Here is a 25,215-nt window from a genome sequence, read left to right as displayed (position 1 = left end):
CACCGGCCGCGGCCGGTCGCGGCCTCCCGCGACCGGTCAGGGCAGCCTGCGGTCGGTGTCGAGCGCCTCCGACCGGGCGATCACCTCGTGCATCGTGGTGTGCGACCGCACCTGGTACGACAGGTGCGCCACGGCCAGCACCACCGCCGACCCGACGCCCCACGCGATCGAACCCGGGTCGTCGACGCCGAGCTGGTCGACCAGGATGGCGACCCCGGCGCCGGCGACGATCGAGTTCACCACCGCGATCGCGGACGACATCGTGAACAGCAGCCGGTACCACGACGGGGCCCGGCCGATGTCGAGCAGCTCGTTCGCCGCGTGCCGCCCGCGGGGCATCGGGAAGTACGTGTCGGCCTCGGGCAGCAGCCGACCGTAGTAGCGACGGATCCGTTGCATCGCGGCGAGCGCGGCGACGTCCTCGAGCGAGGTCTCGACGAGGCGTTCGTAGGTGAACGCACCGAGCAGGACGATCACCGGGATGATCGCGCCGAGGAACCCGAGCGCGAAGGGCGTGTGCGCGAGGAACCCGAAGGCGACGAGCGAGCTGGAGAGCGTGGTGAGGTACAGCGAGGAGCGACTGCTCGACTCGCTGACCGTGATGCTCCGCGCGCTCTCGAGGACGAAGTGCTCGGTCATCAGGGCGTTGAAGAAGGCGGTGGGCCGGTCCAGGGAGGTGATCGACTCCGCGGCGGTCGGCAGTGTCGTGTCGGGTTCGTCGGGCATCACGGGACTCCTCGGTCAGTCGCTCGTCGCCAGGTGGCGGTGGACGAAGGTCACGGCCATGGCGCCCTCGCCGACCGCTGCGGCGACGCGCTTGACGGACCCGGCGCGGACGTCCCCGGCGGCGAAGGACCCCGGCACGTTCGTCTCGAGCCAGAACGGACGACGCTCGAGCGGCCACTGGTCGAGTGAGCCGTCGACGGCGTCGAGGTCCGGGCCGGTGACCAGGTACCCGAGGCGGTCACGGACCATGGGTGTCTGTTCGGCCCAGCTCGTGTCCGGTCGTCCGCCGATGCAGATGAACAACCGCGTGGCCGGCAGCGACACCGTGGCCCCGTCGCCGTCGGTCACCTCGATCGACTCGAGTCGGGTGTCCCCGTGGAGCGCCGAGACCTGGCAGCCCGTCCGGACCGTCACGTTCGGTGCGGCCGCGATCCTGGCGCTCAGGTACTCCGACATCGTGGCCGACAGCGACGCGCCCCGCACGAGCATCGTGACGTGCGCCGCGGAACGGGACAGGTTCATCGCCGCCTGGCCCGCCGAGTTCGCCCCGCCGACCACGAAGACCTGCTCGCCGGCGCAGCCGTCCGCCTCGCTCGTCCCGGCACCGTAGTAGACACCGCAACCGAGCAGCTCCTGCTCGCGCTGCAGCCCGAGCCGACGCCACTCGACACCGGTCGCGCAGATGTTCGCACGGGCGACGACGTGGCCGCCGTCGGCGAGGTCGGCGTGGATGCGGCCGTCGTGGAAGACCCCGCGCACGCCCTCGCGCATCACCAGGAGTTCGGCGCCGAACCGGACGGCCTGTTCCCGGGCACGCTCGGCAAGGTCCGCCCCGGCGATGCCCTCGGGGAACCCCAGGTAGTTCTCGATGAGGCTGCTCGAACCGGCCTGCCCGCCCACGGCGTCCCGTTCGAGCAGGACCACGTCGAGCCCTTCGGAGGCGGCGTACACGGCCGCGGACAGCCCGGCGGGACCGGCGCCGTAGATCGACAGGTCGTACTCCTGGCGTCGCGGTGCGTGGATCCACCCGAGCCGGTCGGCGACCTCGCGCAGGGTTGGTGCGACCAGTTCCGTGCCGTCGGGGAACACCACGAGCGGGAGCCGCGACGGATCGACCTGGACGGCGGCCGCGACCTGGTCGCCGGGTACGGCACCACCGACGTCGACCGGGAACCAGTCGAACTGCACCACGGAGCGCGACAGGAAGTCCCGCAGGGCGTAGGAGTCCGCGTCGAACGGCCGTCCGTACACGCGGACGCGACGTGACGGGACCACGGCGGCGTCGGTCTCCATGGTTCCTCCGGTCGGTGCGACGACGATCGGTGCGGAACTGCTGCCGCTCCCTCACGAGCACGCTACGGACTGCCGGCGCGCTGCACGTGGTCCTGCGAGGGTCTCCTTCGGCACCGGAGGCGTCGTCGGGTCGCGCCGGGCGGGATCAGCTGCGCCCACGGCGGACGGGAGGCCCGGGGCGGCGTCGCCACGGGCCTCCCGTTCGGTCTGTGGTCGCGGTCAGCCCACCCGCGCGACGCGCACGTCGACGCGGCTGAGCGCCAGGCCGTGCGCCGCGGCGGTCGCCAGGGCGACGTCGTGGACGGCGCGGGCGACCTCGGGGGCCGGGCGGAAGCCGTCGGTACCGATGACCACGCGCAGGGCGTCGTCGTCGACGACGATCCGGAGCGGTCCGGTGCTCGTGGCGATGCTGCGGACCGCTTGCACGGCGCTCGCGACCGTCGGGCGGGAGCGGTACAGGTCGGTGACGCCGGGGACCTCGAGGACGGCGGCCTCGATCGCGGCGAGGGTCTCGTCGGTGGTGCTCATCGGGCCTCCTCCGGGTCGGTGCCGGGCTCGTCGGTGCCTGTTTCGTCGGTGCCGGGCTCGGGGTCCGGCAGCAGGTCACGGACGACGACGTCGATCGCCTCGACGAGCAGGTCGGTCTGCTCGGCCAGGGCACCGGCCACGGCGGCGCGGACCAGCTCGGCGGTCGCCGGGATCGACGGACCGGACGCGATCGCGATCTCGACGACCACCCGGATCGGGGACGCGAGTTCGGTGACGTCACCGTCGAGGTGGCAGCGGGCCACCAGCACCCCGGGGACCTCGTCGCCGGTGCGGCGGATGAGGGACCGGATGGCGCCCTCGGTCATCACCGGGCGCTCGGTCTCGGACAGGGGGCGGAGCGGGACGTCGCGACCGGAGCGGGACTCGATCGAGATGTTCGCCAGGACGCCGCTGATCCAGGACTCGTCGGCCGGGGCCTCGTCGCGGGCGGCCGCCTCGAGCGAGCGGAGCGACGCGTGGCGGACGCGGATGATCGCGGCCAGGGCGTTCTGGCAGGCGGGCGAGTCGTCGATGCTCGGGTCCGCCGGCTGCATGCCGGCGTCGAGGTAGTCGGCGAGTTCGTCGATCGAGTGGCCGTCGAGGTCACCGGGTTCGAGGGCGTCGAGTGCTTCGGGGCTGTCGGGCAGGTCCGGCCGGATGCCGTCGTGGTCGGTCATCGCCATCCCTCCATGAGTCGGATCATGTTCTTCCTCGCTCGGGACAGCAGTCCCCGGACCGTCGAGGGTGGCAGGTCGAGTTCGGCGGCGATCTCGTCGTACCGGTACTCGAGCACCTCCTTCATGATCCAGCACCGTCGTTGGGCTTCGGGCAGTTCGGCCAGCGCACGTTCGACCGCGTCCTCGCGCGAGCGCGCCTCGGCGACCCGGTCGGGTGCGTCGTCGGCCGGCGCGGCGACCTCGAGCTCGGTGACGTCGTCGTGGACACGCCGCGCGCGGATCCGGTCGAGGCACTTCCGGCTCAGGATGCGCATCAACCACGACTTCACGCGCGCGAGGTCCTCGAGGGAGTCGAGGCGGTCCCACGCGGTGATGAAGGTCTCCTGCACGACGTCGTCGAGTTCGTCGGTGGAACCGAGGGTCCGACGGGCGTAGGCGCGGAGCAGCGGGGTGTGGCGACGGATCAGGACCTCGAAGGCCCGGACGTCACCGTCGGACGACCGGCCGGCGAGGACCGCGTCGTCGAGCTCGGCGAGGGACTGGTGGTGCACGCGTTCCTTCTACTGGTGGTGGATGGTGAACGGCTGGGTGCGTCCGTCCACCGTCGTCGGACGGGTACTGGTGGGACGCAACCCGCACCGCGTTCGTCACACACCGAAGGGGCGCACACCGGACGGTTCCGGTGCGCGCCCCTGACGTCGCGCGTGTCGGCTCGCCCTCCTGCTGGTCGGCTCGTCCTCCTGCCGATCGGCTCGCCCTACTGCTGGATGAAGGCGAGCAGGTCGGGGTTGATGACGTCCGCGTGGGTCGTCAGCATCCCGTGCGGGTAGCCCTCGTAGATCTTGAGCGTGGCGTTGCTGAGCAGCTCGGCCTGCTTGAGCGAGGCCGCCTTGTACGGCACGACCTGGTCGTCGTCGCCCTGCGTGACGAGGACCGGGACGGAGATCGCCTTGAGGTCCTCGGTCTGGTCCGTCTCCGAGAACGCCTTGATGCCCTCGTAGTGGGCCAGGGCGCTGCCCGTCATCCCCTGGCGCCACCAGTTCGCGACCACCGGGGCGGAGACCTCCACGCCGGGACGGTTGAACCCGTAGAACGGGCCCTCGGCGACGGCCTGGAAGAACTCGGCGCGGTTCGCGGCGAGGGCGCTCCGGAACCCGTCGAGCACCGAGATCGGCGTGCCCTCCGGGTTGGTGTCGCTCTGCAGCATGATCGGGGGCACCGACGAGACCAGGACGGCCTTGGCGACCCGGCCCTGGGGCTCGCCGTACTGCGCGACGTACCGTGCGACCTGGCCACCACCGGTGGAGTGCCCGATGTGGACCGCGTTCTGCAGGTCGAGGTGCTGCACGACCGCATCCGTGTCGCTCGCGTAGTGGTCCATGTCGTGACCGGTGCCGATCTGCGACGAACGCCCGTGCCCGCGGCGGTCGTGCGCGATCACCCGGTAGCCCTTGCCCAGGAAGAACAGCATCTGTGCGTCCCAGTCGTCCGACGACAGGGGCCATCCGTGGTGGAAGACGATCGGCTGCGCGTCGCGCGGCCCCCAGTCCTTGTAGAAGATCTCTGCACCATCGCTCGTGGTGACGAACGCCATCGTGAACCTCCGTGAGTTTCTGCTCCACATGTGACGCGGACTGGCCGCTGCCTCCCGTTCGGCGGGAGACCGAAGCCCCTTCACCGTAGGACCGGCGCTCCGGCGACCGCTTGGGTCATTCATCCCGATCCGGCCGGGCCGGGCACGGCTTGGTGCGGGGGCGTGTGTGCACCAGAGTTGATCCCATGTCGCTCGTCACCGCCGTCTGCCGCGTCGACCGCCTGCTGCCGGACTCCGGCATCATCGGCGTCACCGCCATCGACAAGCGTCCGGTCACCGGCAGCGTCCGGGTCCGGCCGCTCGGCCTGCGCGCCGACGTGCAGGCGAACCGCAAGTACCACGGCGGTGTGGACCAGGCCGTGTACGCCTACGCCGACGAGGACGCCGCGTACTTCGCCGACCTGCTCGAGCGCGAGGTCCCGCCCGGCCTGTTCGGCGAGAACCTCCGCACCAGCGGCATCGACGTCACCGGGGCCGTGACCGGGGAACGCTGGCGGATCGGCGACACCCTCGTGCTCGAGGTGACGGTCCCCCGAACACCCTGCGGCACCTTCGCCCGGCGCATGGGGATCGACGGGTGGGTGAAGCGGTTCGCCGACGAGGGGCGGCCGGGGGCGTACTTCCGCGTCGTCAAGTCCGGTTCGGTCGCCGCGGGTGACCCGATCGAGGTGACGTACCGGCCGGAACACGGGGTGACCATCGGCGAGATATTCGGGGACCTGGCGCCCGATCGTGCGCGGGCCGTGCTCGAGTCGGGAGAACGGCTGGCGCCGAAGGTCGTCCACGACCTGACGAAGGTCGCCGCGCGGGCCTGAGCCGGTCGAGCCGGTCGGGCCCGTCGGTCCCGATCAGCTCGGCAGCACGCCGCGCGAGGGGTCGATCGGACGCTTCGCCACGGGCAGCCCGGCCACGACCAGGTCGTAGGCGTTCGCCACGAGGTCCTCGACCAGGGTCTCGTCGATGCCGTTGCCCGGCGTCAGCGTGATCCAGTGCCGCTTGTTCATGTGCCACCCGGGCGTGATCTCGTCGTGGTCGCGCACGAGCGCTGCCCCGTGCGGCGGCGCGCACTTGAGGTTCACGATCGGGGTCCCACGCACCTCGGTGACCATCACGAACATCTTGCCGACGACCTTGTAGACCACCGAGCCCTCGCCGAACGGCTGGGTCTCGACGGCCGCCGGCAACGCCAGCGCCGTGCGGCTCGCGATGTCGTGCAGCTGCTCGCCGTCCATGTGACCAGGATGCCGCAGGCCGCCGACAGCGCACCCCGTTCGGGGGCAGGTCGTGAGTGTCGATCACGTCGTAGGATCACCACGCCGCGCACCCGACGCGGCGGTCGCTCGCGCGATCACCACCAGTTCCAGGGGGAACCCGTGCGCATCATCCGTATCCTCGGCATCGCCGCCGCCACCGCCGTCCTCGCGACCACCGTCGTCGTCGGCGGGACCTCGACCGCGCAGGCCGCGCCGAAGTCCTACGCCAACTGCACCGCGGTGCACAAGGTGTACTCCGGCGGCATCGCCAAGAAGTCCGTCACGAAGAACAAGGTCGTCTCCGGCGGCAAGACCACCTACCGTGCGCTCAAGGGCACGGTGAAGAAGGACGACGCCCTGTACAAGGCGAACACCAAGCTCGACCGCGACAAGGACGGCATCGCCTGCGAGAAGAGCTGACGCTCCCGCTCGCTCGGTGACACCGGCACGACACCGGTGTTCGCGTCCTGAACACCCGCACGCCGGGGTGCGATGCGCGAACACCGGTGTTTTGCGTGCCCGGCGCGGCGCGAGGCGCTCAGAGCGTCGGGACGCCCTCGTGCCCGGAACGGGGACGCGGAGTCCCGGCGACGCCGGTGACGACCGACCCCGCCGGCACGTCCTTCGTGACCACCGTGTTGGCACCGACGACGGAGTCCGGACCGATCGTGATCGCCCCGATCAGCGACGACCCGGCGCCGAGCACCACGCGGTCCCCCACCACCGGGTGCCGTCGGGCTCCCGGCCCGTGGTCTCCGCCGCGTCCGCCGAGTGTGACGCCGTGGAACACGAGCACGTCGTCACCGATGACCGAGGTCTCGCCGATCACGACGCCCATGCCGTGGTCGATGAAGAACCGACGGCCGATGCGCGCGCCGGGGTGGATCTCGATGCCGGTGACCGACCGTGCGACCTGCCCGAGCAGGCGGGCCGCGAACCGGGACCCGGGCAGCCCCTGCGCGTTCCAGAGACGGTGGGTCACGCGGTACGTCCAGATGGCGTGCAACCCGGAGTAGACGATCGCGTTCTCCAGGTCACCCCGGGCAGCGGGGTCACCGCGGCGTGCTGCGGACAGGTCCTCCCGGATGGTCCGCAGCACGCCTCGTCGAAGAGGACGACTCACGCAGTGAGCCCCTCGAAGAGCACCGTCGACAGGTAGCGCTCTCCGGTGTCGCACACGATGGCGACGATCCGCTTGCCAGCGTTCTCGGGGCGTGCGGCGATCTCGAGGGCCGCGTGGATGATCGCGCCGGACGAGATGCCGGACAGGATGCCCTCCTGCGTCGCCAGGGCACGGGCGACCCGGAGCGCGTCGTCGAGCTCGACGTCGAACACCTCGTCGATGACGCTCTGGTCGAGGACCTCGGGCACGAAGTTCGCGCCGATGCCCTGGATCTTGTGCGGACCGGCCTTGCCCTCGGTGAGCAGGGGCGAGTCCTTCGGCTCGACGGCGACGATCTGCACGCCGGGTACGCGCTCCTTGAGCACCTGCCCGACACCGGTGATCGTGCCGCCGGTGCCGACACCCGCGACGAACACGTCGACGTGGTCCTCGGTGTCGCGGAGGATCTCCTCCGCTGTGGTCTTCCGGTGGATCTCGGCGTTCGCAGCCGTCTCGAACTGGTGGGCGAGGATCGCGCCGGGGGTCTCCGCGACGATCGACTCCGCCTTCGCGACCGCGCCCTTCATGCCCTCGGGCCCGGGGGTCAGGACGATCTCGGCCCCGTACGCACGGATGACCGCACGGCGCTCGACGCTCATCGTCTCGGGCATCGTGATGACGACCCGGTACCCGCGAGCGGCACCGACCAGCGCGAGGGCGATGCCGGTGTTGCCGGACGAGCCCTCGACGATGGTGCCACCGGGCTGCAGCGCGCCGGAGGCCTCAGCGGCGTCGATGATCGCGACGCCCAGGCGGTCCTTGACGCTGGCGCCCGGGTTGTAGAACTCGAGCTTGGCGAGCACCTCGGCCCCGCCCGCCTTCGGCAGCCGGTTCAGCTTGACGAGGGGGGTGTTGCCGAACGCCTGGGAGATGTTCTCGTAGATGGTGCCGCTCATCCGGTCCGTCCTTCGCAGCTCAGGTCGCGCATCGCTCTTCCTGGAGGCGCGGTGTGCGCCCGATCCTAGCGACCGGACCCCAGGCGGTCCTGTCCGTGACGGCGCGCGCGCCCGGCAATTGGTCCACACGCTGTGGACCAATTGCCGCTTCCTCGGGCCGTGCCTCCGCGAACCCACCGCGAAAGCGACAGATGCCCGCGGAAGGTTTGCGGACATCTGTCGCTTTCGCGGGAGTGAGCACGACCAGCGCCGAGGAGAGTCGCTTTCGCGAAGCGAAACACACCGCGTCAGCGCACGAACGCCGTCCGGGCGAACCGCTCGTCGGTCGCCTCGAGCACCCGCAGCACGTTGCCGCCGGCCAGCCCCCGCAGGTCCGGCTCGCCCCAGCCGCGTCGGACGAGCTCCGCCGCGAGCACCGGGTACCGCGACACGTCCCGCAGGTCCGGCGGCAGCACCGGGGTGCCGTCGTAGTCGCCGCCGAGGCCCAGGTGCGCCACACCGGCGACGTCGCGGGCGTGCTCGACGTGGTCGGCGACGTCCGACACCGTGACCAGGGGCGGTTCGCCGGCCATGCCCGACTCCTCCCAGTCCGCCCACGCCCGCGACACGAACTTCGGCACGAAGGTGATCATCACGACGCCGCCGTTGTCGGCCAACCGGGCGAGCACGTCGTCGGGCACGTTCCGCGGGTGGTCGTCGATCGCGACGGTCGACGAGTGGCTGAACACGACGGGCCGGGTCGCCACGTCGAGGGTGTCCCGCATGGTGGCCGGGGCGGTGTGGGACAGGTCGACGAGCATGCCGATCCGCTCCATCTCGGCGACGATCTGCCGCCCGCGGTCGGTCAGGCCGCCGTGCGCCCGCTCCCCGGTCGCGGAGTCGGCCCAGGGGGTGTCGTCGTTGTGGGTGAGCGTCATGTAGCGGACGCCGAGCCGCGCCAGGGTCCGGAGGACCGCGAGGTCGTCACCGATCGAGTGCCCGCCCTCGGCGCCCAGCAGCGACGCGATCCGGCCGGAGTCGACGGCGGCTCGGACCTCGGCGGCGGTGCGGGCGAGCGCGAGGTCGTCGGGGTAGCGCGCGATGATCCTGTGCGCGAGGTCGACCTGCTGCAGCGTCGTCGTCACGGGGTCCGGGTCGTCCGCGGGCACGAACACCGACCAGAACTGCCCGACGACGCCGCCGGCACGGAGCTTCGGGATGTCGGTGTGCAGCGAGTCGGTCTCGGTGTCGATGCCCTCGACGCCGGAGTCGTGGCTGTCACGGCGCTCCCAGGGCAGGTCGTTGTGGCCGTCGATGACCGGGAACGGGAGCGCGTCGAACGTCATCCCCCGACGCTACCGCCCGCGCCGTCGTGGCTAGGCTCGAACCGTGCAGCCCGTCACCCTCCGCACCGAGCGACTGGTGCTCTCGGTCCCCGAGCTCGGCGACGCCGACGACGATCGGTCCGCCCCGACGGTCTGGCCGACGTCGTGACCGTCTCGTTCCGGGTCGTGACGGACCTGCCGGTCCCGCCGGAACGCGCCTTCGCGCTGTCGCTCGACATCGGCGCGCACGAGCGATCGATGGCCACGACCGACGAACGCGCCGTCGCCGGCACGACGGCCGGCATGATCGGCCTGGGCGAGACCGTCACCTGGCGTGCGCGGCACTTCGGGATCGTCTGGCGGATGACGAGCAGGATCACCGCCCTGGAGGCGCCCCACCGGTTCGTCGACGAACAGGTGCGTGGGCCGTTCGCCCGGTTCCACCACGAGCACCGCTTCGAGCCGTCGGCCGGCGGCACGCGCATGGTCGACACCATCACGTTCCGCGCACCGCTCGGCCCGCTGGGCCGCCTGGCCGAGGTGCTCGCGCTGGCTCGGTACATGCCGCGACTCATCGCCGACCGCAATGCCTCGCTCGCCGCCGAACTGCGTGCCGAGCTGCGCGCCGGATCGGACGGCGATCAGGGCGCAGCGAGCTCCCCCAGCGCGTCGTAGGCGGTGGCGACGGCGTCGACCCGCACCCGGCCACCGGGACCCGAGGCGTCGTAGACGTCGTTCGTGATCGCGGCGACGACGGCGAACAGCGCGGCCATCGAGTCGAACGCCGACGGCGAGTCGACCGGGCAGAGGATCGCGGTGGCGGCGGGAGCGGCGATGACCGCGGCCGTCGGGTCGCCGAGGACGACGACGTCCGCCCCGGAGTCGACGCAGTGCCGGACGATCCGTTCGACCCCGGCGGTGTGCCGACGAACGGTCACCAGGACCACGAGGTCGTGCCGGTCGAGGTCGGCGACCTCTTCCCCGAGCCGCTGCCCGGGCGACGGACCGACCCGGACGTCGGACCGCACCTGCGCCAGCTGGGACCGCAGTTGCAGCGCGATCGGGTACGCGCCGCGTTCACCGAGGACGAGCACGCGGCGGGCACGGACGATCCGACGGGCCAGGCGCGGGCGATCCGCTCGGCCGAGGGACGCGAAGGCCGCGTCGAGGTTGCGCGCCTCGACCGCGCGCTGGTCGACGTGGGCGGCGTCCTCGGCGACCCAGGGCAGGCCCGAGCCCCGTGCGGACATCAGGTTCTGCCGGACCTCGGCGGCGTCCTGGAACCCCAGCGACCGCACGAGTCGCGAGACCGTGGCCTTCGAGGTGCCGGACTCGGCCGCGAGTTCGGCGGAGGTGCCGACGAGCAGGAGTTCCGGGTCGTGGCGGACCATGGCGGCGACCCGACGTTCGGCGGGCGAGAGCTGCTCCCACACGGAGTCGATCCGGGCGCGGACGTCGGGGCCGGCGGTGCTCATGCGCGGGCCACCCGGTCGACGGCGACGGCCAGGGCGTCGAGGCCGAGGGCGATGTCCGGCGTCGACACGAACTCGTCGGGGTGGTGACTGATGCCGTCGGGGTTGCGGAGGAACAGCATCGCGACGTCGGTCACGAGTCCGAGCGACATCGCGTCGTGGCCGGCTCGTGAGAACAGCTCCATCGGCGCGGTCTCGCCCGTCGACACGATCCCGGCGCGGACGGCGTCCATCAGCCGGGGCGAGCAGAACACCGCGGGCGCACGGTGCACCTCGGTCGGGGTGACACTCACCCCGCGCCGTTCACCGATGAGCGTGAAGGCCTTGGTGAGTTCGTCCCAGACCTCGTCGCGCTCGTCGTCGAACTCGCCGCGCAGGTCGACGGAGAACCGTGCGAGCCCGGGGACGACGTTGACGGCTCCGGGTTCGACCATCATCGTGCCGACGGTGCCGACCTGGTGCGATGCCCGGCAGATCCGTTCCACCGCGAGCGCGGCCTCGGCGGCGGCGAGCAGGGCGTCGTGCCGGCGCTCGTAGGGGGTGCCGCCAGCGTGCCGGGCCTCTCCCACGGCCTCGACCGAGAACCGGCGGGCGCTCGCGATGCTCGTGACGACCCCGAGGGCCTGCCCGGCCTGCTCGAGGTACGGCCCCTGCTCGATGTGCGCCTCGAGGTAGCCGACCACCGACGCCGGGTCGACCGCGGCGTCGCCGACGCGCTCCGGGTCGAGGCCGAAGTCGGTGAAGGCCTGCCGGAGCGTGACGCCGTCACCGTCGGCCAGGTCCCACCAGGCGTCGTCCCAGACCCCGGCCACCGCGGACGACCCGAGCAGGGCCTTGCCGAAGCGCGTGCCCTCTTCGTCGGAGAACGCGATGACCTCGAGCGCGACGGGCAGCGGACCGTCGGCGGTGAGCCGGGCGACCGTGCGGATCGCCATGAGCACCCCGACGACGCCGTCGTACCGTCCGGCGTCCACCACGGTGTCCAGGTGCGAGCCGAGCAGCAGCACGGGGGCGTCGGGCGTCGCGCCCGCGGCCCGGCCGTGCAGGTTGCCGGCGGCGTCCTGCCAGGTGGACAGTCCGGCGTCCTGCATCCAGCCCGCGACGAGGGCGTTCGCCCGGGCGTGCTCGGGCGACAGGTAGACGCGGGTGATCCGGCCCGGTTCGGCGCTGAGGGCGGCGAGCTCGTCGCACCAGCGGGCGACGAGTTCGGCGTCGGCGGTGCCCACGGCGGTGGCGTTCAGGACGGGCACGGCGCTCACGCGAGCACCTCCGCCCCGGCGGGAGCGACCGCTGCGGTGTCGTCGCGGAAGACGTCGAGGGCGGCATCGACACCGCCGCCGTGCGGGACCGCGTGCCCGGCCCGGCGCAGGGTGTGCTCGAGCGCGGCCAGGGTCGTGACCACGGTGTCCTTCCGGGCGTTGTAGCCCATGGTGCCGATGCGCCAGACCCGACCGTGCAGCGGCCCGAACGAGGTGCCGATCTCGATCCCGTGGTCGTCGAGCATCGCGCCGCGCACCTGGTCGCCGACGACGTCGGACGGGATCTCGACGGCGACGACGTTGTGCATCTTGTGGGCGACGTCGCCGAAGACCGGGAGCCCGAGGGCCTGCACCCCGGCGAGCATCGCCCGCCCGGCGGTCTCGTGGCGGGCGACGACGGCGTCGCGGCCTTCCTCGAGCAGGATGCGGGCGCACTCGTGGGCGGCGTAGAGCATCGAAGCGGCTTCGGTGTGGTGGTTCAGGCGGCGCGGGCCCCAGTAGTCGAGGATCATCGCGAGGTCGAGGTAGTTCGAGCGGATCGGTTCGTCGGCGACGTCGTCACCGGGTTCGCGGATGCCGGCCTCGACGCTCCGCCGCTCGTCGAGCACGGCCACGGCCTTGGGCGACAGCGTGACGGGTGCGCTGCCGGACGGGCCGCCGAGGCACTTCTGCAGCCCGGCGCTCACGGCGTCGATCCCCCAGGCGTCGACCTCGAGCGGGTTGCCGCCGACCGTCGCCGTGGCGTCGGTGTAGAGCAGGACGCCGTACCGCTCGCAGATCGCACCGAGCTCGTCGAGCGGCTGGTTCATCGTGGTCGAGGTGTCGCCCTGCACGACCGCCAGCACCTTCGGACGGACACGGGCGATCGCCGACTCGATCGCGGACGGCGTGAAGACCTGACCCCAGTCGGTCTCGATGGTGTGGACCTCGGCACCGGCACGGCCGGCGATCTCGGCGAGCAGGTGCCCGAACCGGCCGAACACCGGCACGAGCACGCGGTCACCCGGGGCGAGCAGCGACACCAGCACCGCTTCGATCCCCGCACGGGAGGTGCCGTCCACGAGCAGCGTCGCGTCGTTGCGGGTGCCGAACACGCGGCGGTAGAGCGCCTGCGTCTCGTTCATCGTCGAGGTCATCCAGGGGTCGTACTGGCCGACGAGCGGCGTCGACAGGGCACGGAGCACGCGCGGGTCGGCGTCGATCGGGCCGGGCCCCATGAGGAGACGGGCGGGTGGGTTCACTGGGAGCATGGTGGTTCCTTCCGTTCCTGATCCGACGATACCGGAACGATCGTTACAGTGGTGTTTCCGCCGCGAGCACGGGCCGTCCGGCCAGCTGCCCCTCGACGCCGACCACGCCGCCGTCCGCCGTGGCGATGCGACGGCCGCGGAGCCAGGTCTCGGTGACGCTGCCGCGCACGCGGAGCCCGTCGAACGCGGACACCGGGTTGCGGTGCTCGAGCCCGGCGACGTCGACGACCGACTCGGCGGACGGGTCGAACACGGCGAAGTGCGCCAGGGCACCGGGAGCGATCACCCCGCGGTCGCGCAGCCCGACCAGGGCGGCCGGACCGGTCGTGAACAGCGGGAGCAGCGCCTCGAGCGGGATCCCGCGACGCTCGGCCTCGGTCCACACCGCCCGGAACCCGACCTGCAGGCCGGCGACCCCGCCCCAGGCGAGGCCCCAGTCGTCGGTCTTCAGGTCGGCGGTGGAGGGCGAGTGGTCCGACACGACGAGGTCGATCGTGCCGTCGAGCACACCGGCCCACAGCGCGTCGCGGTTGGCGTCGTCGCGGATCGGTGGGCAGCACTTGTAGGCGGTCGCGCCGTCCGGGATCGTGCCCGCCTCGAACGACAGGTAGTGCGGGCAGGTCTCGACCGTGATCCGGACCCCGTCGTCCTTCGCTGCGCGGAGCATCAGCAGCGCGCCCGCGTCGGACAGGTGCAGCACGTGCACCCGCGCACCGGTCGCCCGCGCGCCGTCGATGACCTGCGCGATCGCGGACCGTTCGGCGGCGACGGGCCGGGTGGCCAGGAAGTCGGCGTACCGGCCGCCGAGCGCCCGGTGCGGCACGAGGTGCTCCGGGTCCTCGGCGTGCACGATCAGCAGGGCGTCGATCCGTGCGACCTCGGCGATCGCGGCGCGGAGCTGCTCGGGATCGAGGTGCGGGAACTCGTCGACACCGCTCGGCGCCGTGAAGCACTTGAACCCGAAGACGCCGGCGTCGTGCAGGGCGTCGAGCGACCCGAGACTCGCGGGGACCGCGCCGCCCCAGAACCCGACGTCAACCGCCACCCGGCCCTCGGCACTCGCACGCTTGACGGCGAGCGCCTCGACCGTGGTCGTCGCGGGGATGGAGTTGAGCGGCATGTCCACGATCGTGGTGACGCCGCCCATCGCAGCGGCCCGGGTCGCGGACGCGAAGCCCTCCCACTCGGTGCGGCCGGGCTCGTTGACGTGCACGTGCGTGTCGACGAGTCCGGGGAGCAGCACCTGCCCGTCCGGCACGGTGTGGTCCTGCACGGCGTCGACGACCGTGTCGACGGGCAGGACGCCGGTGACCCGGCCGTCGTGGACGACGACCGCCGCCGGGCGGAACGCCCCGTCGACCCAGGCTCGCTGCGCGCGGACGACCAGGTCTGCCGTGTCGCCCGCCGGGAGGCCCGTCACGCGCCCGCCCCGGCCGTCGCGACCGCCGCCGGGTGGCGTTCGAAGCCCGCCAGCAGCCCCGACATCGCCTTCACCGGCGGCAGGGCGTACTCGCCGCGCTTGCCCGTGGACAACCCGAGCCGGACGAGCGACTCCGCCAGGACCGTGGCCGCCGCGACGCCGTCGACGACCGGCGCTCCGATGGCCTGCGAGACCTCTGTGCAGAAGTCGGCCATGCCCGCGCACCCGAGCACGACGGCGTCGGCTCCGCCGTCGATGACCGCTCGGCACTCCTCGATCACGAGCGCCCGTGCACCGGACTCGGGGTCGTCGAGCTCGAGCACCGGGACCTCGCACGCCCGGATCTCCGTGACGAGCGGGGCGAAGCCGTAGCGCTGGGCGAGCTCGTGGGCGCGGCCGGTCGTCCGCGCCAGGGTGGTGACCACGCCGAACCGCCTGCCGAGCATCGCGGCGGCGTGGAACCCGGCCTCGGCGATCCCGATCACCGGCACCGTCGCGAGCTCCCGCGCGGCGTCGAGCCCCGGGTCCCCGAAGCAGGCGACGACGAAGGCGTCCACCCCGTCCTGCTCACCGCGGGCGATCTGCTCGAGCAGCCCGGGCACGGCCAGGGCTTCTTCGTAGTGGCTCTCGATCGAGGCCGGCCCCATCGAGGGTTCGACCGCTTCGACCAGCGTGCCGGGAGCGGCGACGGCCTGGGCCGCGATGCCGATCGCCCGTGTCATCGACGCGGTGGTGTTGGGGTTGACGACGCGGATGCGCATCGGGGTCCTTCCGGTGGAGCGAGTGGAGCGGTGGAACCGGTGGTGCTGGGTGGTGACCATCGTGGCGGGGGCGGGGCGGGCCTCCCGGCCGTGTCTCGGATCTGTGGACGACCGAGCGCCGCGACCCGCCCTGTGGAGGACGGGCCGCGACGCCGGGGGTCAGGCGCGACCGACGGCTGCGCCGTCGTCGACCGAGGGGTCGTCCGCGTCGAGCACGGGCATGCTCGGCCGGACACGCTCGAGCGCCCAGAAGACGACGAGGCCCAGGCCGCACCCGATGAACCAGCTGTAGCTCGCCAGCCACGGCAGCACGCCGAGTGCCGGGGGCAGGACCGCGCTCGCCACCGAGATCGCGCCGGTGACCACGAGGGTCCAGATGGCGTTCGGGTTGAACCCGCCGCGGTACCAGTACCGGGCGGTGCGGCTCGTGGAGTACATGTCGTCGATCGCGATGCACTGCTTGCCGACGATGTAGTAGCCCGCGATGAGGATGCCGAACAGCGGGCCGATCAGCGCACCGAGCACCCCGAGCGTGTACAGGATCGCCTGGTCGTTGCCGTACCAGTTCCACGGGGTGAGGAGCACGGAGCCGACCGCGGCGATCATGCCCCCGGCCCGCCACGAGATCTTCCGGGGTGCCACGTTCGAGAAGTCGAACGCGGGGCTGATGAAGTTCGCCACGATGTTGATGCCGACGGTCGCCGTGACGAAGGTCAGGCCGCCGAGCAGGATCGCGAAGGGTGCTCCGATGGCCTGCACGGTCTCGATCGGGTCGGTGATGAGCTTGCCGAACACCGGCACCGTCGCGCTGGCGCAGAGGACCGTCAGGACCGAGAAGAACAGGAAGTTGATCGGCAGACCCCAGAAGTTGCCGCGCTTGACCGCACGGAACGACCGGCCGTAGCGCGAGAAGTCCCCGAAGTTCAGCATCGGGCCGGAGAAGTAGCTGACCACCAGGGCGACCGCGGACAGCATCACCGGGATCGACGCCCCGAACGACAGCGGCTCGCCGGCCGACAGGGTGAACGAGATGTTGCCGATGCCCGCCTGGCTGACCAGGTAGACCGCGAGCACGATCATCACCACGTAGACGGCCGGTCCGGCCCAGTCGATGAACCGCTTGATCGCCTCCATGCCCATCCAGAACAGCGCGCCCTGTGCCACCCAGAGGATCGCGTACGAGATCCACCCCAGGGCCGACAGCCCGAGGAACGAGTGGTCGAGCAGCCCCGCCGACGCCGGGATGAACTTGAGGAAGATGATGTTCAGCGACTGGGCGGCGAGGAAGGTCTGCACGCCGTACCAGGCCATCGCGATGAGGCCGCGGATGATGGCGGGGACGTTCGCGCCGAGCACGCCGAACACCGCGCGGTTGATCACCGGGTACGGCACGCCGGTGCGCTGCGACGGCTTCGCGACCAGGTTGGCGAAGACCTGCACGATGAGGATGCCGACCACCAGGGCGATGAGCACCTGCCAGCTCGCGATGCCGAGGGCGAAGAGCGACCCGGCGGTGACGTAGCCGCCGACGGAGTGCACGTCGGACATCCAGAAGGCGAAGAAGTTGTAGCTCGTCCAGCGCTGCTCGCGCAGCGGGGCGAGGTCCTCGTTCGTGAGCGCCGGGTCGTACCCGGGCTTGACGACACCGGCGCCCGCTGGGGCGGGAGCGGCGGTCGTGGTGGGGGCGTGGGGCGCGGCGACTGGTGTCGCGATGTCGGTAGCCATGGCGTCCTCCGAGGGAGTGGGAAGCGGGGCGGTGCGTGCTTGAGCACGAAGCTACGGAGCGACTTCGCCCCCGCCGTTTCCCTCGTGTAACGGTCGTGTGTCCCGCACCCCGTCCTGGAACGACCGTTCCAGGACGGTCGCCGAGACCGGCGCCGACCGCTCCCGGTGCCGCGCGCGGAGCCGCGGTGCGGATTGCCGCATCGATGGGCACCGACCCCGCACGGACCCCGCCCCGACCCGAGCCGCGGGGACCGCCGGTGGTACGAATCGACCATGAGCAGGGGAATCAGGATCGACCACGTGGGCGTCACGGTGCCGGACATCGACGCAGCCACGCAGTTCTTCGAGGCGGCGTTCGACGCCGTCGTCCTGTACGACATGCGGCGTCGTGACGAGACGCCGAACAGCAGTTCCGAGGCGCACGGCTACCTCGGCATCCCGAGCTCCATGGCGCAGGGGGCCATGCGGATGCTCGCGCTGCCGGAGGGGCCGGGGCTCGAGCTGTTCGAGTACCTGGGGCCCGAGCAGCGGAACGCCGCACACCCGTCCGACCTGGGGTGGCAGCACCTGGCGATGTACGCCGACGACCTGGACGAGACGCTCGCCCGGGTCGAGTCAGCCGGCGGTACCCGGAACTCCGACCCGCGCGACCTGCGTGGTGACGAGGCGGGGGCCGGCAACCGGTTCGTGTACACCCGCACGCCGTGGGGCTCGACGCTCGAGCTCGTCAGCTACCCGACGCCGCAGCCGTACCTGGTGTACGCGCCGCGGCCGAAGTGGGCGCCGTGGCCGATGCCCGACGACGTCTACCCGGTGCCGGCACCCGCCGTGCACTGACGACCGTTCGCCGCACCGACCGACCAACACACCGACCGACAGACCGTCCTCTCAGTGGCGGGGCACCTGCCCCGTCCGCCGCACGGCCCGTTCGAGCAGTTCGACGTCGATCCCGACGTGCTGCCGGGCGATGACGCCCGCCTCGGGCGCCCGCCCCGAACACACCGCGTCCACCAGCAGTTCGTGCTCGTGGAGCGCGCGGGTCTCCATCTCCGCCATGCCCTCGGCCGTGCCCCACAGGTGCGCCGGAGCGGCGATGGAGATCTGCGCCTCCAACCCGGCGAGCGCCGTCCGCAGGGCGTCGTTCCGCGCGGCGTCGATGATCGTCCGGTGCAGCACGGCGTCGGCCTGCTGCTTCTCGAGTCCCGAGGTGGCGTCGCGGAACACCTCGAGCCGTGCACGGATCAGGGCTGCGTCGTCCGGGGTCACCCGTTCCGCGGCGGCCGTCGCGAGCGCCCCGTGCAGCAGCGCGATGGCGTCGGCGGTGTCCTGGATCGCCTCCCACCGGGCGAGCAGCACCCGCCCGACGGCGTCCGAAGAGTTGTCCGGCCACTCGGTGCGGACGAACGTGCCGCCGCCCCGGCCTCGACGGGTCTCGAGCAGCCCCCGTTCGACGAGCCGCGCGATCGCACCGCGCACGGTGACCCGGGCGACGCCGAGCAGGCCGGCCAGTTCGCGTTCCGGCGGCAGGTTCGCGCCGGGTAGGTACTCACCCACGGCGACGGCGGTCACGAGGCGGTCCTCGACCTCGTCGACGCGCGTCTCGGTCGCACGATCGGACACACGGACCCCCTTCGCGGTGTTACGACCACGTTAAGGCAGCAGAAAAGGTATTGCGTGGGACCTTTTTCCGCTCCATGCTGACCCCCATGTCCAGCATCACCGAATCCACGATGCCGTTCCGCGACGGCGAGACCTGGTACCGGGTCACCACGCCCGACACCCCGGTCGCCGGCGCGCTGCCCCTCGTCGTCCTGCACGGCGGGCCCGGCATGGCCCACGACTACCTCCGGAACCTCGCGGCCCTGGCCGACGAGACCGGCCGGACCGTCGTCCACCACGACCAGTTCGGCTGCGGCCGGAGCAGCCACCGCCCGGACGCGCCGGTCGACACCTGGCAGCCGCAGCTGTTCGTCGACGAGTACGCCGCCCTGGTCGAGCACCTCGGGCTCGGCGACCACCACGTGCTCGGGCAGTCGTGGGGCGGCATGCTCGGCGCCGAGATCGCGGTGCAGCAGCCCGCGGGGCTCCGGTCGCTGGCGATCTGCAACTCCCCCGCGTCGATGCAGCTCTGGGTCGACGGCGCCGCCGAGCTCCGCGCGCAGCTGCCCGCCGACGTGCAGGACGCCCTGACCCGGCACGAGACGGCCGGCACCGTCGACGACCCCGAGTACCTGGCGGCGACGCAGGTCTTCTACGAGCGGCACGTCTGCCGCGTGGTCCCGATGCCGCAGGACTTCGTCGACTCCGAGGAGCAGATGGAGCGCGAGCCGACGGTCTACCACACGATGAACGGCCCGAACGAGTTCCACGTCATCGGCACGATGCGTGACTGGACCATCGTCGACCGGCTCGACCGCGTCGCCGTGCCGACGCTCGTCGTCGCCGGCGAGCACGACGAGGCCACCCCCGCCACGTGGGCGCCGTTCGTCGAGCGGATCGCCGACGTCCGGCAGCACGTCTTCCCCGGTGCGAGCCACTGCTCGCACCTGGAGCAGCCGGCGGAGTTCCGCCGGGTCGTCGCGACCTTCCTGGCCGCGCACGACGACGCCTGACCCGGCCACCACCTTGCCTGGAGGCGCGGGGCGGGCCCGCCCCGCGCCTCCAGGCAAGCAGTCCCCACCCCCACCGCCGCACCCGTCCCTCCACCCGAAACGGAACCCGACATGTCGCAGCAGCACAGCGAGCTCTCCGCACAGCAGCAGCTCGAGGCCTACGGCTACAAGCAGGAGCTCAAGCGCTCCGTCTCCACCACCGACCTCCTCATCTACGGCCTGGTCTTCATGGTCCCGATCGCCCCATGGGCGATCTTCGGGACCGTCTACAACGCCTCCAGCGGCATGGTGCCGCTGGTGTACCTCGTCGGCCTCGTCGCGATGATCTTCACCGCCCTGGCCTACGCGCAGATGGCGAAGTCGATCCCCCTCGCCGGCAGCGTGTTCTCGTACGTCGGCCGCGGCATCCACCCCACCGCCGGGTTCTTCGCCGGCTGGGCGATCCTCCTCGACTACCTGCTCGTCCCGACGCTGCTCTACGTGTTCGCCGCGGAGAGCATGGTCGGCATCTTCCCGGGCACGCCCCGCTGGCTGTGGGCACTCGTGTTCGTCGCGATCAACACCGTCATCAACCTGGCCGGGGTGTCCTCGCTCAAGCTCGCGAACCGCATCTTCCTGCTCATCGAGCTCGTCTTCGTCGCGATCTTCGTCGTCATCGCCATCGTCGCGCTGACCGGTGGCACGATCCCCGACGCGTCCTTCGGCACCGAGCAGATCTGGGACCCTGCCAAGGTGTCGGCGCCGCTCATCGCCTCGGCCCTGTCGATCGCGGTGCTGAGCTTCCTGGGCTTCGACGGCATCTCGACGCTGTCCGAGGAGTCCACCGGCCGTCGTGGCGGAGCCGGCACGGCGATGATCCTGGCGCTCGTCATCGTGGCGTTCCTGTTCATCCTGCAGACCTGGCTCGCATCCGCTCTGGCCGCGGGGCGGGACTCGTTCTCGGACAGCGAGGCCGGCAACGCCTTCTTCACCATCGTCGAGCAGGCTTCGTCGAGCGGGTGGGCGACCGCGTTCTTCGCCGTCAACGTGCTCGCCGTCGGCATCGCGAACGCCATGGCCGCACAGGCCGCGACGAGCCGCCTGCTCTTCTCGATGAGCCGCGACCGTCAGCTGCCCGCGTTCCTGCACAAGCTCAACGGGCGCCAGGTGCCGCAGAACGCGATCATCGTCGTCTCGGTGCTCTCCGCGATCCTGGTGCTGTTCTTCGTCGGGCAGATCGACACGATCTCGTCGCTCGTGAACTTCGGCGCGCTGTTCGGCTTCATGCTGCTGCACGTGTCCGTCTTCGTGCACCACGTCGTCAAGGGGAAGTCGCGCAACTGGCTGCTGCACCTGGTCGTGCCGCTGGTCGGGTTCCTGATCATCGGGTACGTCCTGCTCAACGCCGCGGTCGAGGCGAAGGTCGGCGGGATCATCTGGCTGATCGTCGGCGCGGCCGTGTTCCTGTACTACCGACGCACCGGCCGTTCCACCGAGGTGGGCTCCGAAGCAGAACCGACGACGGAGGACGCACGATGACCCCGGACCACTTCCTGCCGAACACCCTCGGCCGCCCCGGGTTCTCGGCCGACCGGGAGCCCGTGCTGCGGGTCCGCCCCGGCACCGGCGAGACCATCGGCTTCGAGACCACCGACGCCGTCTACGCCGAACTCGACCAGCACCACGACATGGCGCAGCTGCAGGCACCGATCAACCCGGTGACCGGCCCGGTGTTCGTCGAGGGGGCGGAACCCGGCGACACCCTCGTGGTGACGATCCACGCCATCGAGCTGACCACGCACGGCTGGTCGGTGTCCCTGCCCGGCTCCGGGGCCCTGCAGCACGTGATGGGCGACCGGGTCTTCGCCCGCCGCTGCCCGATCTCGGACGACATGGTGCAGGTGTCCGACCGGCACCGGTTCCCCGTCCGGCCGATGATCGGGTGCATCGGGACGGCCCCGGCCGAGGGCGAGAACTCGACGATCATGCCGGCCTACCCGGAGGGCGGCAACATGGACGTCACCGAGGCCCGCCCCGGCTCGACCGTCTCACTGCCCGTCCGGGTCCCCGGTGCGCTGCTGTCGATCGGCGACATCCACGCGCTCATGGCCGAGGGCGAGTCGTCGTTCGTCGCCATCGAGGCCCAGGGCACCGCGATCGTCTCCGTCGACCTGGTCAAGGGCGGCCCGGTGCTCCGCGCACCCCGCATCGAGACCGCCGACGACTGGCTGTTCGTCGGCCTCGGCGACCCCGTGCAGGAGAGCGTCCGGCGCGGGTACGAGGACGCCTTCGCGTTCCTCGTCGACGAGCACGGCTGGACCCCCGAGGACGCCTACGCGGTGCTGAGCGCGGTCGGTGACTCGAAGCTCGGCGGGCCGACCGGCTCCACCGCCCCGGACCCGTTGCACCCCTTCGCCGCCGTCGGTGCGGTCACCCTGCACCGGGTGCCGAAGGCGGTGCTGTGAGGGTTCGCTGATGCGGGTTCCCGGTACGACTGTCGCGCCGGGAACCTGCACAGGCATGTGCACGATGATGGGGCGCATGCACGACACCATCCGCTACGTCGCGATCGGCGACAGCTTCTCGGAGGGAATCGGCGACGCCGGACCCGCTCCGTTCCCCGGCTGGACCGGACGACTCGCGAGCGCGATGGCGGGAGCCTCGGACGCCCACGTCTCGTACGCGAACCTCGCGGTGCGCGGCCGACTGCTCGCCGGCGTCCTCGACGGCCAGCTCGAGGCCGCCCTCGCGCTCGACCCGGCGCCGACCCTGATCACCTTCTGCGCCGGCGGCAACGACCTGCTGCGCCCGCGCTTCGAGGTGGATGCGCTGATCGGGCAGGTCGAGGCCGCCGCCGACCGGGTCGAGGCCACCGGCGCGCGCCTGGCGCTCCTGAGCCCGGCCGACCCGAGCGCCCGCCTGCCCCTCGGATCCCTGATCAACCGCCGCGGTGACGCCTGGGCCGAGGCGCTCGGCACCCTCGCCCGACGCCGCGGTCTGCCGTTCGTCGACGTCTCCCGCGACCCGCACCTGCGCCGTGCGCAGTTCTGGTCGGACGACCGGCTGCACATGAACGCCACCGGGCACCAGCGCGTCGCGGACCTGGCGCTGCACGCGGTCCTGGACGGCCCCGCGCCGGTCGAGCCCGCGGACCCCGGTGCCGCCCGGACCCGTCTGGGCGAGGAACTCCGCTACTACCGCGAGTACGTCCTGCCGTGGGTCCAGCGCCGGATCACCCGCACGTCGTCGGGCGACGGGCGCTCGGCGACCTACCCGACGTGGACGCCGGTGCGCGGTCAGGACGCGTAACCAGCGTCAGCCAGCCGCAGCCCGCGTCTGCCCGCCTCGGCCCGCCTCCGCAAGCGTCGGCCCGCTCAGCCCGCGACGTACACGCGGGTGGTGACCCCGCTCAGCGCGTGCGCGAACTCGTCGCCCGTCGCCACGAAGCCGCCCGCCTCGTACAGCCGCACCGCCCGGTCGTTGTCGCCGAGCACGTGCAGCACGACGCGGGGGTGTCCGGCGGCCCGGGCGTCGTGCACCGCCTCGGACAGCAGCGACCGTCCGACCCCGCGGGCCTGCACCCCGGGGCGCACCGCGAGCAACGACAGGTAGGCGGCGTCCGCCGGGTCCGTCGACCGCCCGGTGCCCGGTGCCGTCACGAGCACGAAGCCGTCGAGCGCACCGTCCGGGCCGGGGGCCACCAGCCAGGCGACGTGCTCCGCCGCGAACTTCTGCCGCGCGCGCTCTCGCACCGCCGGGTCCTCGGCGGCACCGTCACGGGCAGCCACGGCAGCGGCCCACAGGTCGATGCAGGTGTCGGTCTCGTCCGCGGTCTCAGGACGCACGACCACGGACGACTCGATCACCCGATCAGCCTACGACCGCCCGGCTCCCGATCCTGAACGACGCCCCACGGTGCTCGTCGGGCAGCCGGTCCCCGCGGCCGTGCAGCTTCTGGCGGAGCGACCCCGGCTCGTACTCCTCCGGGTAGGCCCCACGGGCACGGAGCTCCGGGATCACGAACTCGATGACGTCCTCCCACGTGCCCGGGGTCACCGCGTAGGCCAGGTTGAAGCCGTCGACGTCGGTCAGCTCCTGGATCTCCTGCAGCCGGTCGGCGATCGTCGCTCCCCCGCCGACCGCCACCGGGCCGAGTCCACCGATCGCCGTCTGTCGCGCCAGGTCACGGATCGTCCACTTCGACCCGTCCTCCCCCGTCGCTGCCGCGATGTTCGCCGCCGCCGACTGGATCGCGTTCGACTCGACGTCACCGAGGGGCTGGTCCGGGTCCCACTGCGACAGGTCGACGCCCATCCAGCCGGAGTTGAGCACCAGCGCGCCGAGCTCCGACGCGTACGACAGGTAGTCCTCGTACTTCGCCTGGGCCAGTTCGTCGGTGGCGTCCGTGATCACGGTGAGCAACGTGTAGACGCGGGCGGCGTACCGGTCGCGACCAGCTGCCTCCAGGGCGTCCCGGACCTTCGCGACGGTCGACGCGAGCTGCTCGACGGTCGGTGCGCCCACGAAGACCGCTTCCGCGTTCTCCGCGGCGAAGCGGATGCCGCGCGGTGACGCGCCCGCCTGGTAGATGACGGGCGTGCGCTGCACGGACGGTTCGGACAGGTGGATGCCGGGGACGTCGAAGTGCGTGCCGTGGTGCTCGATCGGGTGCACCTTCGCCGGGTCCGTGAAGACCCCGGCTTCGCGGTCGGCGATGACGGCGTCGTCCTCCCACGAGCCCTCCCAGAGCTTGTAGAGGACCTCGAGGTACTCGTCCGCCACGTCGTACCGGTCGTCGTGCGACAGCTGGTCGGTCTGGCCCATGTTCCGGGCGGCGCTCGGCAGGTACCCGGTGACGACGTTCCAGCCGACCCGCCCCTTGGTCAGGTGGTCGAGCGTCGACATGCGTCGGGCGAACGGGTACGGGTGTTCGTACGCGGTGCCGGCCGTGATGCCGAAGCCCAGGTGCTCGGTCACCGATGCCATCGCCGACACGAGCAGGATCGGGTCGTTCACCGGCACCTGCGACCCGGTGCGGAGCGCGGCCTCGTTCGAGCCGCCGTACACGTCGTAGGTGCCCAGGACGTCGGCGATGAAGATGCCGTCGAACGCGCCGCGCTCGAGCGTCTTCGCCAGGTCCGTCCAGTAGGTCAGGTCGCGGTAGTCCCGCGACCGGTCGCGGGGGTGCCGCCACAGTCCGGAGGACTGGTGCGCGACGCAGTTCATGTCGAACGCGTTGAAGCGGATCTGCCGGTGCTCGCTGCTGGTGGTCACGGGTCGAGACGCTACGTCGGACACCTGCGA

Annotated in this window: 27 protein-coding genes; 8 read left to right on the top strand and 19 right to left on the bottom strand. The window is 71.9% G+C overall.

Annotated features, from left to right (window positions below):
- Positions 1-36: 36 nt before the first annotated feature.
- The 6 genes from DEJ09_RS01320 to DEJ09_RS01295 all read right to left on the bottom strand — a co-directional run bounded on the left by DEJ09_RS01320 (position 37) and on the right by DEJ09_RS01295 (position 4,818).
- A complete protein-coding gene (locus tag DEJ09_RS01320; protein ID WP_110863464.1) occupies positions 37-726 on the bottom strand; it encodes a hypothetical protein in 690 nt (229 codons plus the stop codon).
- Between the two features lie 15 nt (positions 727-741).
- Entirely contained in the window at positions 742-2,019 is a 1,278-nt protein-coding gene (locus DEJ09_RS01315; protein WP_111087396.1) for an NAD(P)/FAD-dependent oxidoreductase, read from the bottom strand.
- Between the two features lie 219 nt (positions 2,020-2,238).
- Positions 2,239-2,547, bottom strand: a complete 309-nt coding sequence (locus DEJ09_RS01310) for a hypothetical protein (protein ID WP_110863466.1) — start codon at positions 2,545-2,547, stop codon at positions 2,239-2,241.
- On the bottom strand, positions 2,544-3,224 hold the full coding sequence (locus DEJ09_RS01305) for a hypothetical protein (RefSeq protein ID WP_146245650.1): 681 nt from the start codon (positions 3,222-3,224) through the stop codon (positions 2,544-2,546). Before DEJ09_RS01305 ends, DEJ09_RS01310 begins: the two co-directional genes overlap by 4 nt.
- On the bottom strand, positions 3,221-3,775 hold the full coding sequence (locus DEJ09_RS01300; protein ID WP_027466268.1) for an RNA polymerase sigma factor: 555 nt from the start codon (positions 3,773-3,775) through the stop codon (positions 3,221-3,223). The genes DEJ09_RS01305 and DEJ09_RS01300 overlap by 4 nt, the downstream gene beginning before the upstream one ends.
- Before the next feature lie 206 nt (positions 3,776-3,981).
- Complete coding sequence (locus DEJ09_RS01295) at positions 3,982-4,818, bottom strand: alpha/beta fold hydrolase (RefSeq protein ID WP_111046741.1); 837 nt, start codon at positions 4,816-4,818, stop codon at positions 3,982-3,984.
- Between the two features lie 185 nt (positions 4,819-5,003).
- On the opposite strand from DEJ09_RS01295, the gene DEJ09_RS01290 reads away from it, so the two are divergent.
- Complete coding sequence (locus tag DEJ09_RS01290; protein WP_111087394.1) at positions 5,004-5,633, top strand: MOSC domain-containing protein; 630 nt, start codon at positions 5,004-5,006, stop codon at positions 5,631-5,633.
- 33 nt (positions 5,634-5,666) lie between these two features.
- Here the strand turns inward: DEJ09_RS01290 and DEJ09_RS01285 are convergent, their stop codons facing one another.
- Entirely contained in the window at positions 5,667-6,050 is a 384-nt protein-coding gene (locus tag DEJ09_RS01285; RefSeq protein ID WP_111038164.1) for an MmcQ/YjbR family DNA-binding protein, read from the bottom strand.
- Positions 6,051-6,191: 141 nt separating this feature from the next.
- Between DEJ09_RS01285 and DEJ09_RS01280 the strand changes: the two genes are divergently transcribed.
- On the top strand, positions 6,192-6,491 hold the full coding sequence (locus DEJ09_RS01280; protein ID WP_220034905.1) for an excalibur calcium-binding domain-containing protein: 300 nt from the start codon (positions 6,192-6,194) through the stop codon (positions 6,489-6,491).
- 118 nt (positions 6,492-6,609) lie between these two features.
- Here the strand turns inward: DEJ09_RS01280 and epsC are convergent, their stop codons facing one another.
- The 3 genes from epsC to DEJ09_RS01265 form a co-directional block, all read right to left on the bottom strand.
- Positions 6,610-7,170 carry a serine O-acetyltransferase EpsC gene (gene epsC, locus DEJ09_RS01275; protein ID WP_110863472.1) on the bottom strand — a complete coding sequence of 187 codons (561 nt, stop codon included), beginning with the start codon at positions 7,168-7,170 and terminating at the stop codon, positions 6,610-6,612.
- 20 nt (positions 7,171-7,190) lie between these two features.
- A complete protein-coding gene (cysK, locus tag DEJ09_RS01270) occupies positions 7,191-8,129 on the bottom strand; it encodes a cysteine synthase A (RefSeq protein ID WP_111087392.1) in 939 nt (312 codons plus the stop codon).
- A gap of 287 nt (positions 8,130-8,416) precedes the next feature.
- Entirely contained in the window at positions 8,417-9,454 is a 1,038-nt protein-coding gene (locus tag DEJ09_RS01265) for a dipeptidase (protein ID WP_111087391.1), read from the bottom strand.
- Between the two features lie 144 nt (positions 9,455-9,598).
- On the opposite strand from DEJ09_RS01265, the gene DEJ09_RS01260 reads away from it, so the two are divergent.
- On the top strand, positions 9,599-10,108 hold the full coding sequence (locus tag DEJ09_RS01260) for an SRPBCC family protein (protein WP_111087390.1): 510 nt from the start codon (positions 9,599-9,601) through the stop codon (positions 10,106-10,108).
- Here the strand turns inward: DEJ09_RS01260 and DEJ09_RS01255 are convergent.
- The 6 genes from DEJ09_RS01255 to DEJ09_RS01230 form a co-directional block, all read right to left on the bottom strand.
- A complete protein-coding gene (locus DEJ09_RS01255) occupies positions 10,075-10,908 on the bottom strand; it encodes a MurR/RpiR family transcriptional regulator (protein ID WP_056070518.1) in 834 nt (277 codons plus the stop codon). The genes DEJ09_RS01260 and DEJ09_RS01255 overlap by 34 nt on opposite strands.
- Positions 10,905-12,164 carry an allantoate amidohydrolase gene (locus DEJ09_RS01250; RefSeq protein WP_111087389.1) on the bottom strand — a complete coding sequence of 420 codons (1,260 nt, stop codon included), beginning with the start codon at positions 12,162-12,164 and terminating at the stop codon, positions 10,905-10,907. Before DEJ09_RS01250 ends, DEJ09_RS01255 begins: the two co-directional genes overlap by 4 nt.
- Positions 12,161-13,414 carry an alanine--glyoxylate aminotransferase family protein gene (locus DEJ09_RS01245; protein ID WP_110863478.1) on the bottom strand — a complete coding sequence of 418 codons (1,254 nt, stop codon included), beginning with the start codon at positions 13,412-13,414 and terminating at the stop codon, positions 12,161-12,163. Before DEJ09_RS01245 ends, DEJ09_RS01250 begins: the two co-directional genes overlap by 4 nt.
- A gap of 43 nt (positions 13,415-13,457) precedes the next feature.
- A complete protein-coding gene (gene allB, locus DEJ09_RS01240; RefSeq protein ID WP_220034904.1) occupies positions 13,458-14,834 on the bottom strand; it encodes an allantoinase AllB in 1,377 nt (458 codons plus the stop codon).
- Complete coding sequence (locus tag DEJ09_RS01235) at positions 14,831-15,595, bottom strand: aspartate/glutamate racemase family protein (RefSeq protein WP_111087388.1); 765 nt, start codon at positions 15,593-15,595, stop codon at positions 14,831-14,833. The genes allB and DEJ09_RS01235 overlap by 4 nt, the downstream gene beginning before the upstream one ends.
- A gap of 159 nt (positions 15,596-15,754) precedes the next feature.
- On the bottom strand, positions 15,755-17,320 hold the full coding sequence (locus tag DEJ09_RS01230) for an NCS1 family nucleobase:cation symporter-1 (protein WP_111087387.1): 1,566 nt from the start codon (positions 17,318-17,320) through the stop codon (positions 15,755-15,757).
- Positions 17,321-17,593: 273 nt separating this feature from the next.
- Here DEJ09_RS01230 and DEJ09_RS01225 point away from each other — a divergent pair, with 273 nt between their 5' ends.
- On the top strand, positions 17,594-18,157 hold the full coding sequence (locus tag DEJ09_RS01225) for a VOC family protein (RefSeq protein ID WP_111087386.1): 564 nt from the start codon (positions 17,594-17,596) through the stop codon (positions 18,155-18,157).
- Positions 18,158-18,208: 51 nt separating this feature from the next.
- On the opposite strand, the gene DEJ09_RS01220 is transcribed toward DEJ09_RS01225, so the two are convergent.
- Positions 18,209-18,940, bottom strand: coding sequence for a FadR/GntR family transcriptional regulator (locus DEJ09_RS01220; RefSeq protein ID WP_111022162.1), 732 nt, complete (start codon positions 18,938-18,940; stop codon positions 18,209-18,211).
- An 86-nt stretch (positions 18,941-19,026) separates the two neighbouring features.
- Between DEJ09_RS01220 and DEJ09_RS01215 the strand changes: the two genes are divergently transcribed.
- From DEJ09_RS01215 to DEJ09_RS01200, 4 genes are all read left to right on the top strand, one after another.
- Entirely contained in the window at positions 19,027-19,932 is a 906-nt protein-coding gene (locus DEJ09_RS01215; RefSeq protein WP_258373750.1) for a proline iminopeptidase-family hydrolase, read from the top strand.
- Between the two features lie 111 nt (positions 19,933-20,043).
- Positions 20,044-21,450 (top strand): APC family permease, encoded by a 1,407-nt coding sequence (locus tag DEJ09_RS01210; protein WP_071405068.1) that lies wholly within the window; start codon positions 20,044-20,046, stop codon positions 21,448-21,450.
- Positions 21,447-22,376 (top strand): acetamidase/formamidase family protein, encoded by a 930-nt coding sequence (locus tag DEJ09_RS01205; RefSeq protein WP_111029990.1) that lies wholly within the window; start codon positions 21,447-21,449, stop codon positions 22,374-22,376. The genes DEJ09_RS01210 and DEJ09_RS01205 overlap by 4 nt, the downstream gene beginning before the upstream one ends.
- Positions 22,377-22,452: 76 nt before the next feature.
- Positions 22,453-23,220 carry an SGNH/GDSL hydrolase family protein gene (locus DEJ09_RS01200; RefSeq protein ID WP_258373749.1) on the top strand — a complete coding sequence of 256 codons (768 nt, stop codon included), beginning with the start codon at positions 22,453-22,455 and terminating at the stop codon, positions 23,218-23,220.
- A 65-nt stretch (positions 23,221-23,285) separates the two neighbouring features.
- On the opposite strand, the gene DEJ09_RS01195 is transcribed toward DEJ09_RS01200, so the two are convergent.
- Entirely contained in the window at positions 23,286-23,777 is a 492-nt protein-coding gene (locus tag DEJ09_RS01195; RefSeq protein ID WP_111087384.1) for an N-acetyltransferase, read from the bottom strand.
- A 4-nt stretch (positions 23,778-23,781) separates the two neighbouring features.
- Complete coding sequence (locus DEJ09_RS01190; protein ID WP_220034903.1) at positions 23,782-25,185, bottom strand: LLM class flavin-dependent oxidoreductase; 1,404 nt, start codon at positions 25,183-25,185, stop codon at positions 23,782-23,784.
- Between the last annotated feature and the right edge of the window lie 30 nt (positions 25,186-25,215).

Source organism: Curtobacterium sp. MCLR17_055 (assembly GCF_003234305.1).
In the GTDB taxonomy this organism is placed as follows: domain Bacteria; phylum Actinomycetota; class Actinomycetes; order Actinomycetales; family Microbacteriaceae; genus Curtobacterium; species Curtobacterium flaccumfaciens.
The sequence above is the reverse complement of the archived record's forward strand: the minus strand, read 5'-3'. Positions and strand labels throughout refer to the sequence as shown.